Origin of the sequence: Rudanella paleaurantiibacter (assembly GCF_009184635.1) — a bacterium.
GTDB classification, from domain to species: domain Bacteria; phylum Bacteroidota; class Bacteroidia; order Cytophagales; family Spirosomataceae; genus Rudanella; species Rudanella paleaurantiibacter.
This window is the reverse complement of sequence record NZ_WELI01000007.1, coordinates 15586-28203: the sequence shown is the minus strand read 5'-3', so window position 1 is coordinate 28203 and position 12618 is coordinate 15586. Positions and strand designations below refer to the sequence as shown.

The window sequence follows — 12618 nt, the reverse complement described above, 5'->3', positions numbered from 1 at the left end:
ACTGGACGTTAGACTTACTACCTTTATAGAGGGAGGTCTAGTGTCTAATGTCCAACATCTAATGTCCAGTACTGAGGTCCATTATCCATTATACATTATACATTCATTTTCGCTTGAAACCCCTGCCTATTCGGCTACCGGGTTTTCGAGCGTCCCGATACCAGCAATGGTGATCTGCACCACGTCGCCCGGCAACAGGGTAAAATCGTCGGGGGGAACAAGCCCGGTACCCGTCATGAGGAAGCAACCGTGCGGAAACGAGCATTCGCGGAACAGGAACGAAACCAGCTCGGTATGTTGCCGCTTCATCTGGTTGATCTGAATCTGGCCCTCAAAAGCCACCTCGCCCCCCCGCCGAATCACCAGACCGATGGTGGTTTCGGGGTCAATTGGGGCGGCCGGAATATACACGCAGGGGCCCAATGCAGCCGCACCGTCGTAGGTTTTGGCCTGAGGCAGATAAAGAGGATTCTCGCCCTCAATACTGCGCGAACTCATATCGTTACCGCACGTGTAACCCACAATCTTGCCCGATGAGGTAATCATCAGGGTAAGCTCAGGCTCAGGCACATTCCAGCTCGAATCACGCCGAATCCGCACCGACCCACCGGGGCCAACCACGCGCAACGCCGTCGATTTAAAAAACAGTTCGGGGCGCTCGGCATCGTACACCCGGTCGTAAAAATTATCGCCCCCCGATTTTTTCGACTCCTCCATGCGGGCGTCGCGGCTACGTAGGTACGTAACACCGGCCGCCCAGACCTCCTGTTGACCGATGGGGGCCAATAAACCGGTTTCAACCCAGGCACGACACTCATCCGACGGGCTTGCCGTAGCAATAGTCTGTGTCAGATACTCGTGGAGATTGTCTTCGTTAACGAGGTAGTCCCAATCGTCGGTGGGGGCGCGGTAAAACTGATTTTCGTGTTGAACAACGAGGCCGGAGCGGGTTTTGTACAGGCGCATAATGGGATGATAAAGGCATAAAACTGGTATTGATATAATCCGAAATCCTGCCGAATCTAATGACAGTCAGCAGACAAAATCCATTCGCCGGGCCGTTTCTAACCAAAAAGGGGCACCCGGCCGGGTGCCCCTTTTTGAATTTATGGTTTCAGCTCAGTGCTTTCAGAAACTAAAAACCCTAAACTCGTTTTTATTCACTCTTCACAACGCGTACCGTTTTCACCGCGCTGCCCGATTGTACCCGCAGCAGATACGCACCCGGCATGCGGCCCAACTTAACTGCCACCGTAGCCGTTGTGCCTCCCACCGTCCAAGCACCATCGGCTATCGGGCGGCCTGTCGCATCAACCGTTTGCACCTGTAAGCTGGCGCTACCAAGACCGCTCACCCGCAGGCTCACCCACTCGCTCGGTGTGGGGTTGCCCAAGACCTCCACATTTAGGGAGTTAGCCAGCTCGGTTGAGGCCATGCGGGCGCTACCCGCGCAGAACGCACCGAAGTTGAAGGTGATGCTGGTGGTGACGCCACTTTGCGTAGCTGAGATCACCAGCGGCTTGGGATCAGCCCGCAGACCCTCCTCCACCGTGCCGGTAGCACTCGTGGGCGAGGTTCGCCGTACGCCCACGGCCGAATACGTGATCGGTGTACCGTCGCCACCAGCCGTGTTGAACACAATCACACCCGTTGCACAGTTGTAGGTCGGGGTGGTGAGCGACAAGGCACTGCCAGGGCTGGTAGTTGGCGAGGTGGGGGGCGTTGCCGGTGGTACCGATGGCGGAACCGTACCGTTGCAATAACCCACCAAATTAAAGGTTACACTTACCGAAACTCCACTCTGCGTAGCCGTAATCACAATCGGTTTGGGGTCGGCGCGGAGACCGGGCTCCAGCGTACCCGTTGTGCTTGTGGGTGACGTACGCTGTACCCCGATTGCCTGGAACGTAATCGGCGACCCGTCGCCACCGCTGGTGTTGAATACAATCACGCCCGTGTTACAGTTGTACGTAGGCTGCTGCATGGTCAAGGCTCCCGTTGGGGCAGGCGGTGTGGGGTCGGGGGGTAAAATTGGGGCAATACCCTGACAATACGCTCCGAAATCGAAGGTGTAGGTGGCGGTTATAGAACCACTCTGCGTAGCCGTAATCACAATCGGTTTAGGATCGGCACGCAAGCCTGCCTCTACCGTACCCGACGTACTGGTAGCCGAAGCCCGCTGTACACCAACAGCCGAGAACGTGATCGGCGTACCATTGCCACCCGATGTTCTGAACACGATGGCTCCGGTATTGCAGTCGTATGTTGGTTGCAGTACCTGCAAGGCCGATGAGGCTGCCGGGTTCTGGAAAACAATCGACAGGTTAGTCCGCCCGACACCACCCTGAGGGTCCGTGCCCGTCAGCGTAAACGACACTATACTCGGCACATCGGCACGGCATAAAATAGCTGGCTCTGGTGTGTTGACAAGCGTGTAAGCCGCAGGCATGCCGATGGCACCGTACGTTACCGTAGCACCTTCAGGATCGGTGAAGATACCCCCTAATGTTAAGCGATAGTTGATCCCCGTAATCAGCGACGCTGTAAGGCTCGGCCCTAATGGTACCGGCGGCCGGTTAGGCACACTCAATACGTTGATAATAAACGTAGTTGAGTTTGACAAACCGCCCTCATCTACACCAACAACCGAGAGCGTATAACTACCTACGGCGGTTGGCCGACCAGTAATGTTATTGCCTACCCGAGCCATCCCCGGCGGGTAAGTTCCCGTGACTGTGTACGACATTGGGAACCCATCGGGATCGCTGATGAGGCTTGTGAGGGCAAAGGTGCTCACAATGCCTACGGCCGCTGTACCACTCACTACCGCTCCCACACGCGTGGGGGCCCGGTTCGCCAGAATCGTCAATGAGAAGGCCGTGGAAGCGGTCAAGCCACCGGGATCAGTAGCCGTAATGACCACGGTATTCACTCCCGGCACCGATGGGGCACCAAACAGGTAGGTACCGGTTTCGTCGTTATTGAACACGATACCCTCCGGCAAGCCCTCCGCCGAGTAAGTCAGGGCATCGCCATCAGGGTCTGAAAACTTGGGTAACTCAAAATCATAGCGTGTGTTGAGCGGAATCCGCTGGTTTTCGATACCGCCCGCCGGAGGTACCGGTGGCCGGTTGGCCGTGGGGCTACCCACGTTGAACGTCTGACGGAACGTAATTGGGTACGACTGCCCGGCATTTACGCTGAATACGATGGTCAACGACGAACCGCTCGTCAAGCCGGTCAGTTCGGCCCGATTGCCTGAGCCTGACGTCGGCGACACAATACCATCACCACCCAATACCGTCCAGGTGGTCAGAGCGCTATTGGCATTGACAGCATACGTAGCCGAGCCCGTAAAGCTACCGGGGCCGGTAAGCCGTGGCGTAACCGCATTGGTTACGGTAGCTCCTGTGCGCGTGGGGTCGAGCCAGTTATTCAGGCGCGTATCATCGGTACCATTACCGAACCACGACAAATCAAAACGCCCGTACAGCATCCGAATGGGTGCACAACCGCTGGCCCCGCCATGCAACTGCCCGATAACCCGGCGATCGCTGTTGAACAACGGCGAGCCCGAGGAGCCTCCTTCCATAGTACCGTTGGTAAAAACCGTTTCGTAGTGTGACTCCGGGAAGGTTCCGTTCCAGCCGTTATAAAACGTAGCCCCATCAGCAAACGAAATTTTCTTGACACTGCCATTGGGGTGATGAATTCCGAAGGTGCCAATGTAGTTGGTCGTCCGCCGATCCCAACCCAAAAACGGAATCTCCTGGTTGAGCGGCAGTTGCCGGTTCAGTTCCAGCAGGGTCATATCGGTATTAGCCGAACCAGCCCGGAACGTAGCCCCATTAATTGTGACGTAAATGTTATCGTCCATATTGGGGGTACAGGTTGCGCTCTGGTACTTGAAGAAGAAAGACCAGTTGGCTGTCGATGCTTTTTCGGCAGTCTGTAACTGTAGATCACCCGTGAAGTCGATACAGTGGAAAGCCGTCAGGAAATACGACCGAAACGACTGCTGCGCATCGTTGAGCATGGCCCCCGAACACAGAAAGCCACTACCATTGTAGAGCATGAAAATCTGGGCAACGGCATCCCCTTCATATTGGTAAGAAGGTGCACAGGCCATATTGTTGTGGCAGGCCAATGCCGACCGGATGTTGCCGTATGGGCCAAACGGGATGTTGTATTCGTGAATGATGCCCGCGAGGCTAATTTCGCTCGGTCCGGCCTTGAGCGGCTCACGCACCTCAATCATGAGCCGATCACCCATGAGCCGATCCGACACGTAATGGTTATCGGTCGTATTTTCGGTACGGGTAATGGGACCAACCAGTGTGGTACGAGCAGCATTGTACAGATAAATCTGGGTTCCTTCAGCCAGCCGCAACTTATCAAAATCAGCACCAATACCGAGGGCACCGGGCGAGCGGAGTTCGTAATAGGTGACCCGCTCACCATCGGCAATAACGGCTTTCCCCGCCTGTAATACATTAACCGAAGCAGGCTGAACCACGGCAATACGTAAGGGTTTACCGGCTTTCTGATCTATTTCATCCTCTGCCTTGAGTCGGGCAACGTCGACAGCTCCCGCTTCAAACGAGGGTACACCACCGGCCGGCAACCGGGCAATGCGTGACATACTTGGATCAGCCGGATCGAGTTTTCGGGTAAAGACCTGTGCCTGCGCCCTCAGAGTAAGTAGCAACCCTATTGCTACTGACAGCAATAGGGTAAGCGAGCGTAGTTTTAACATCATAAAGAAGGAATTGTGTTTGTTAATAGGTGTAAAAACAATCCCCAAATAAGCCCATTTATCAATACGAATTACACTACACTTTCTTTTTATTTTTATAATTAAACCTAATTTTAATCTTGATCTACTTATGACGTATATTCACTATTGTGTATACAAATTCAATACTTCATGTACTGAAAAAGCGTATTGATTATATAGACTTGTTGGGACATTGATAAAGATTATCAGTGCCCCAACAAGTCTTATCTTGGAAAAATCTTATTCATTCTTCACAACGCGCACTGTTTTCACCGCGCTGCCCGATTGTACCCGCAACAGATACGCGCCCGGCATGCGGCCCAACTTAACTGCCACCGTAGCCGTTGTGCCTCCCACCGTCCACGCACCATCGGCTACCGGGCGGCCCGTCGCATCAACCGTTTGCACCTGCAAACTGGCGCTACCAAGACCGCTCACCCGCAGGCTCACCCACTCGCTCGGTGTGGGGTTGCCCAAGACCTCCACATTTAGGGAGTTAGCCAGCTCGGTTGAGGCCATGCGGGCGCTACCCGCGCAGAACGCACCGAAGTTGAAGGTGATGCTGGTGGTGACACCACTTTGCGTAGCTGAGATCACCAGCGGCTTGGGGTCAGCCCGCAGACCTTCCTCCACCGTGCCGGTAGCACTCGTGGGCGAGGTTCGCCGTACGCCAACGGCCGAGTAGGTAATGGGCGAGCCGTCGCCACCAGCCGTGTTGAAAGTGATGGCTCCCGTGCCACAATTGTAGGTGGGTGGCAGCAACGCGAGGGCCGAGCCCGAAGGTGGTGGCGTGGTAGTCACACTACCCGGACTGGCACAGTACTGCCCAAAATCAAAAGATACGCTCACCGTGACCCCGTTTTGGGTAGCTGTGATGAACAGTGGCTTAGGGTCGGCGCGGAGGCCCGCTTCAACAATGCCCGTGTTGCTGGTGGCCGAGGCCCGTTGTACCCCCACGGCCGAGTAGGTAATGGGCGAACCGTCGCCCCCGCTCGTGTTGAAGGTAATGGCTCCGGTGCCGCAATTGTAGGTGGGGGGCAGCAACGCGAGGGCCGAACCCGATGGCGGTGGCGTGGTAGTCACACTACCCGGACTGGTGCAGTACTGCCCAAAATCAAAAGACAGGCTCACGGTTGTTCCGCTTTGGGTCGCGGTAATCAGGAGCGGCTTAGGGTCGGCGCGCAGGCCCGCTTCCACTGTGCCCGTGTTGCTGTTGGCCGAGGCCCGTTGCACCCCCACGGCCGAGTAGGTGATGGGCGAGCCATCCCCCCCGCTTGTGTTGAAGGTAATTGTCCCCGTAGCGCAATCGTACGAGGGCGTCAGCAATGTGAGCGCCGTGTTGGCAGGCGGGGGCGTCACGGCCGTATCGAACACTTTTGTAAACCGGATAGGGTATCCCTGCCCATCGCTGACACTAAACGTGAGCGTCAGCGACGAAGCCGAGGTCAGGGGGGTCAGGCTGGCGCTATTGCCTGCGCCCGACATGGGCGACACCGCCCCGGCCGCGCCCGTCACCGACCACGACACCACCGAGGCATTGAGGGTATTGAGGGCAAACGTCCCCACTGACGACAAAGCCGCCGGGCCGCTGACCAACGGTTTCACTCCGTCGGTAGTCAGATTAGTTGTGTTGTCAGGGTCGAGCCAGTCGCTCAGGCGGGTTGCGGGCGAACCGCCCCCCGTCCACGACGTAAAGAAGCGGCCGTAGTAATCGCGCAGGCTGAATCCGGTAGCGCCACAAAACGACGGTCCACCGTGCAACTGGCCCACAACGCGCCGGTTGCCATCGAACAGGGGCGAGCCCGACGAGCCTGGATCGGTGGTTCCCAAACCACCCCAGAAAGCAATTACGTGGGTATCTCCACCGAATCCTCCATAGCCACTAACCTGTGTGTCGGCATTGGTAAACGATATTTTCTTGACGTCTCCGCGCGGGTGGTGAATCCCGAAATTATTGCTCGTGGTAGCCGCCCCCCGGTTCCAACCGTTGTAGGTTGTGTTTACCTCGGCCGGAATCTGCTGCGTCAGCTCAACCAGCAGCACATCACTGTTCGGGTAGCCCGCCCGGAACGTAGTGCCGTTCAGCGTAATCACGTCAAGGTCTTCCTGCGAAGGCGAACAGGTGGGGCTTTGGTAGTTGAACCGCACGAGCCAGTTCTGCACGTCGTTCAGTTCGTAGTCTTCCAGCACGCCAGTATCGTCTAGGTCGGCACAATGGAACGCCGACTGAAAAAATGACCGAAACGACTGCCGCATCGAATTGAGCATCGACCCCGTGCATAACCGCGAGCCATCGGCCAACAGAATCATTGCCACCCCATCGCCCTGCGGCTGGTAGTCGGGGTAGCAGGCCATGTTGGGATGGCAGCTGCCCGCCTGCCCGAACAGTTTCGAAACGGCTTTGTACCCATGCACCACCGAGCGTAGGTGTACCTGACTGGCGCCCTCGCCCGCAAGGGGTTCCTGCACCTCAATAGTCAGGTTGGAGCCTTGTAGCACATCGGTCCAGTACTCGCGGTTGCCGGTGTTCTGGGCGTCGGTAATAGGCCCAATCAGCATGGAACCGTCACCGTTGTAGAGGTACATTCGGGCACCGGGCTTCAACTGCAAGCGACTGAAAATAAGATTGATCGACAAAGCCCCGGCGGCATCAATCCGGTACTGATACACCCGAAAACCGGCCATATTGGCTTTGGATGCCGTTCCCAGAATATCTACATCCACCAAACGAGGCACCCCAAATCGCATCGGTCGGCCAGCTTTGTCGTCGCGGGCGTCTTCGGCCAGCAGCGGGGCGGCATCAACCGCAGGCAAGCTGAGGGTAGGTACTAACTGCCGATTGCCCATGAGCCCCTGCGAACGCAGATCGCTACCAGCCGCCAACCGACGGGTACGCACCTGAGCCTCGGCAAACAGAGGGGCCATGAGCATCAGTAGTAAGGCAAGAAAACGAAATAAACGCGTAGATTTTTTCATACCGATTTGTGTTAATGATAAAGAGGGTTCAGGATAGCCTTTTCATGAAAATCCTGACATGTATATAATTTCAATACTACACTTTTCCTACGTACACTCACGCATTAAAAAAGCAAACTTATCGAGCGCTTGTTTCTACCTTTAGAGCCAGCCACAAGCCCTCACTCGCCGATTTACCCGTATGTTACAGAAGACCAAAGGAGTAGCGCTCAACTATATTCGATACCGGGAAACTTCCATCATTGCCCGAGTGTACACGGAAGATTTTGGGCTGCAAAGCTACTTAGTCAACGGCGTACGCTCGGCCAAAAATAAGAACAACAAAATTGCCTTGTTCCAGCCGCTCACGTTGCTCGACATGGTGGTGTATTACAAGGAGGACCGGGATTTACACCGGCTTTCGGAGGTAAAAACAAGCTACCCTTTTCAGAGCCTGCCGTTCGAAGTGGCCAAAACAAGTATGGGGCTTTTTGTGACCGAGATGCTCACCAAAACCCTGAAAGAAGAAACGGGGAGCCCGGTACTATTTCGATTTCTAGTCGAGTCGGTGCTGTTTCTGGAGGAGGCTCAGGCGCATTACGAGAACTTTCACCTTGCCTTTTTGCTGAAACTCACGTCGTTTCTGGGTTTCAGCCCCGAGGGAGCCCGCGAGTTCGAAAATCAGCTGCGCGAACATTCGTACCCGTTTTTACCCGACAGTGAGACCGAATTGGCCCTGAATGGGCTCATTAGGTACCCCTACGGCACGCCCGCTCCCCTCAGCCGAACCGCGCGCAACGAACTGCTCGACGCGGTGGTGGCCTACTACCGAATTCACGTCGACTCGCTGGGCGAAATCAAGTCGCTGCCGGTACTGCGCGAGGTGCTGAGCTGATTCATCCTCAGACACATTGGCGCACAATCGGGGCTTGTATAAACTTTACAGCAGTAATTCCGCCGATTCGGGGCTTTTAGTAAGAAAAGAAGCTGCCCCCGACCACCTCGGTTGCAGAGAAGATATCTTAGCTTACTGACTCTATGAAACGTTCCCTTTTTATGCTGGGTCTGTTGGCTGCCACGTTGACAGCAGCCACCCCACCCCCCAAAAAAACCAAGTGGACCTCGCTCTTCGACGGTAAAACCACCACGGGCTGGCATCGGTACCTCAAAACCGACACCAATGGCTGGAAGGTCGAAAGCGGTGCCCTCACCACCGATGGCAAGCAGGGCGACCTGGTGTCGGACAAAGAGTTTGAAAACTTCGACCTGGAGTTTGAATTTAAAGTGCAGCCCAAAGGCAATAGCGGGGTTATTTACAAAGTTCTGGAAGACGCCCAGTATAACCAGACCTACGTTTCGGGGCCGGAGTATCAGGTAATCGACGATAAAGGCTACGAGTGGCGCGACAAAGACGGCAAGCTCATGAAGCTGAATAACAATCAGCTAACGGCCGCCAACTACGACATGATCCCCCCCGGCGACCTTAATGTTTCGAAACCCGCGGGCGAGTGGAATAAAGGCCGGATTCTGGTCAATAACAACCACGTAGAGCACTGGCTCAATGGCAAAAAAGTAGTGGAGTACGAATACGGCTCTGACACCTGGAAAGGTATGGTTGCCAAGAGCAAATTTGCCAAGATGCCCTACGCCAACCCGCACGGCAAAGGCAAAATTGCCCTGCAAGGCCACGGCGACACCGTTTGGTATCGTAACATCCGGGTAAAGGAAATGTAATGAGTGATTGAGCGAATGAGTGATTGAGCGAAGTAGGGTACTTTTCACTCAATCACTCATTCGCTCAATCACTCATTAATGCAGCGGCCTTCCTTTCACCAATCCCCCGCGGGCATCGTCGATTCCGTGCTGAATCATAAACACGTTGGGGTCGATGAGTTCGACGGCGTCGCGCAGGCGGCTCAGTTCCAGCCGGGTCACCACCGTATACAGGACATCGGTAGCTTCGCGGTGATGGCCGCGCTTACCGTAGCCCTTCTGCCCTTTCAGCACCGTTACCCCCTTGCCGAGCTCTTCAGTTAGCATCAGGCGCACCGTTTCGGCATGATCCGAAACAATCAGCACGGCCGTGTGCTCCTCAATACCGTGTACCAGAAAATCAATCGCTTTAGAAGCCCCGAAATAGGTAATCATAGAGTATAAGGCCACATCAACGCCCAGGCTAAACGCAGCCGCGCCGAAAATAAATACGTTGATTACCAGAATAATATCCCCCACGCGCAACAGACTCGACCGGCGGCTCAACAACAGGGCCGCAGCCTCGGTGCCATCGAGTACGGCCCCGCCCCGCATGGCCAACCCGATTCCCGCGCCGATAAACACCCCCCCAAAAATGGCGGTCAGCAGCAAGTCGGGCGTCACATCGGGAAATGGCACCACGGCAATACAAAGGGCTAATCCGGTAATCCCCAGGGCGCTTTTAATGGCAAACGACCGGCCAATCTGGTAGTATCCTAAAATGAGAAACGGCAGGTTAAACAAGGGCAACATAACCGAGAGCGACCAGCCCGTCAGGTTAGCAATGAGCATCGAGATTCCCGTAACGCCCCCATCAATAAAATGACTCGACAGCAGGAACCCTTTCAGGCCCATGGCTACCGAGAAAATACCCGCAATAATTAATACAGTGTCTTTGATATACACTTTGGTTTGGCTCATAGAAATGGTGATTTATCCAATAGAAACGAAATCCTCTTCTTGTACAACCGCCATACTGCACCGTCCGTTTCCGAAAGCTCAATAAGTCTCCTGAGCGAACCCCGCCCCTCTGTCTTCAGCCGCTTACCAACGCCTAAAAACGGGAAAATCCCCCTTGAAAAAACGCCCATTTTTGCGTATCTTTAAGTATAGACAATCGACCTCATACAACCTTCTCAGTAGGCATTTCTGACCCTCTTTAGCCTTTTTTACGCTGCTCATGCTCGAATATTCGCCCCAGGAATCACGGCTCCAGACCGAGCGCAAAAGCCCACCCACTACCTGCCCGGTGCCTCCTTACCGCAAACTGCGGGGCTACGCGTTCGACCCCAGTCTGTCGCTCGAAATAGCCACGGCTACCATCAATGAGGTAGTTTATAAAGTGCGTTGGGAAGAGGAAGAAACCGATACGGGTGGTACCCTCTCAAAAGGGCCGGTGGGCGAGTACCTCGAAGTGGTGGATTACGACCCCGCAAGTGGGGTATTTTACCACCCCGTTGACCTGAGCGACCCCTATATGCTGGCTCAGGACGGCCTTGCCCCCTCGGAAGGGAACCCGCAGTTTCATCAGCAGATGGTGTACGCTGTGGCCATGACCACCATTCAGAATATGGAGCGGGCACTGGGCCGATGGGTATTCTGGAACGATTACCACGAAACGACCGACGATTCCGGCAAAGTGCAGGGGCGGCACGCGTTTGTGCGTCGGTTGCGCTTGTACCCACACGCCCTGCGCGAGGCCAACGCGTATTACAGCCCCGACAAAAAGGCCATTCTGTTCGGCTATTTTCCGGCCCTCAACGATAACACCACCGGCCAACTACCGGGCGGGCTGGTGTTTACCTGCCTCTCGCACGACATTATTGCCCACGAAATGACCCATGCCGTGCTCGACGGGATGCACCGACGTTACGTAGAAAACACCAACCCCGACGCGTTGGCCTTTCACGAGGCTTTTTCCGACATCGTTGCGCTCTTTCAGCACTTCACCTTCCCCGAAGTGCTCTACCAACAAATTGCCGATACCCGGGGCGATTTATCGGCGCAAAGCTATTTGAGTAAGCTTGGCCAGCAATTTGGGCTGGCGCGGGGTAAGCGTAACTCACTCCGCGACGCAATCGGCGAAATAAACCCCGAAACGGGGCAGTGGCAGGTAAAAACGCCTAAACCGTCGGAGTACGAAACCACCACCGAAGCCCACGCACGGGGTAATATTCTCCTGGCTGCCCTGTTCGAGAGTTTTCTGATTCTGTACAAAAGCCGGAGCGAAGACCTGCTCCGAATTGCCACCAACGGCACCGGGATTCTGCCACAAGGCGACCTGCACCCCGATTTGGTCAGGCGGCTCGCGGGCGAAGCCGCCAAAACAGCCCGGCATCTGCTCAGTATGTGCATCCGGGCGCTCGACTACTGCCCGCCCGTCGACCTGAATTTCGGCGATTACCTCCGCGCCCTGATTACGGCCGACTACGACCTTGTTTCCGACGATACCCACAACTACCGGCTGGCTATTATCGGCGCATTTCGGAAGCGCGGCATCTACCCGAAAGGCATCAAGACACTCTCACCCGAGAGCCTGCGCTGGGAGGTCGTAACCGACGAGAAACTGAAAGAATTTGAAGAAGGCAAGATTTTCCGAACGCTTACCAAAATCCTGAAAGACAAACTCTTTAAGGTTTCGGATGTGAAAACCCGCGAAGATTCGTACAACTTTTTCAAGGGCGTAAAAGGGCTCATCCACAATAAAATCAGCAAGATGACCGATACCCAAAAGTTCGATGAACTAACGGGGCTTTGCCTGTCGAATGACCCCGTCTGGAACGACCAGAAACCTGTTTTTGAGGTCCATTCGGTACGGCAGGCCCAGCGGGTTACGCCTGACGGTGACACCGTCAGTCAGGCCATTGTGGTGCTCACCCAACGGCGCGATGTGACGGCCGACGATGGCTCTACCATCCGGTTTCGGGGCGGATGCACGCTTATTTTCGACCTCACCGGGCTGAAATTGCGCTATTGCATCCGAAAAAACTTCCGGGATGAACGCCGACTGACCGAACAGCTTGCCTACGTGACCGGGCAACGCAATGCCCCCAGTAACCGGGCCATGTACTTCGGGCTGGCCAACCGCGAACCCTTTGCCTTTTTGCACCGCTAACCCTGACCTTTTTCTGATA

At 55.3% G+C, this 12618-nt stretch carries 7 protein-coding genes; 3 read left to right on the top strand and 4 right to left on the bottom strand.

Features of this window, described 5'->3' with window-relative positions:
• Positions 1-126: 126 nt before the first annotated feature.
• From F5984_RS17500 to F5984_RS17490, 3 genes are all read right to left on the bottom strand, one after another.
• Entirely contained in the window at positions 127-966 is an 840-nt protein-coding gene (locus F5984_RS17500; protein WP_152125529.1) for a fumarylacetoacetate hydrolase family protein, read from the bottom strand.
• Positions 967-1156: 190 nt separating this feature from the next.
• Positions 1157-4759 carry a putative Ig domain-containing protein gene (locus F5984_RS17495; protein WP_152125528.1) on the bottom strand — a complete coding sequence of 1201 codons (3603 nt, stop codon included), beginning with the start codon at positions 4757-4759 and terminating at the stop codon, positions 1157-1159.
• A 258-nt stretch (positions 4760-5017) separates the two neighbouring features.
• Positions 5018-7753, bottom strand: coding sequence for a T9SS type A sorting domain-containing protein (locus F5984_RS17490; protein ID WP_152125527.1), 2736 nt, complete (start codon positions 7751-7753; stop codon positions 5018-5020).
• A gap of 181 nt (positions 7754-7934) precedes the next feature.
• On the opposite strand from F5984_RS17490, the gene recO reads away from it, so the two are divergent.
• Both recO and F5984_RS17480 read left to right on the top strand, forming a co-directional pair.
• On the top strand, positions 7935-8627 hold the full coding sequence (gene recO / locus F5984_RS17485) for a DNA repair protein RecO (protein WP_152125526.1): 693 nt from the start codon (positions 7935-7937) through the stop codon (positions 8625-8627).
• Between the two features lie 143 nt (positions 8628-8770).
• Positions 8771-9466 carry a 3-keto-disaccharide hydrolase gene (locus F5984_RS17480; protein ID WP_246169091.1) on the top strand — a complete coding sequence of 232 codons (696 nt, stop codon included), beginning with the start codon at positions 8771-8773 and terminating at the stop codon, positions 9464-9466.
• A 75-nt stretch (positions 9467-9541) separates the two neighbouring features.
• Here F5984_RS17480 and F5984_RS17475 read toward each other — a convergent pair whose 3' ends face one another.
• Entirely contained in the window at positions 9542-10405 is an 864-nt protein-coding gene (locus tag F5984_RS17475; RefSeq protein WP_152125525.1) for a YitT family protein, read from the bottom strand.
• Between the two features lie 259 nt (positions 10406-10664).
• Here F5984_RS17475 and F5984_RS17470 point away from each other — a divergent pair, with 259 nt between their 5' ends.
• The gene (locus F5984_RS17470; RefSeq protein WP_152125524.1) at positions 10665-12599 is read left to right on the top strand and encodes a gluzincin family metallopeptidase; all 1935 of its coding nucleotides are present in this window, start codon (positions 10665-10667) and stop codon (positions 12597-12599) included.
• The last annotated feature ends 19 nt before the right edge of the window (positions 12600-12618 follow it).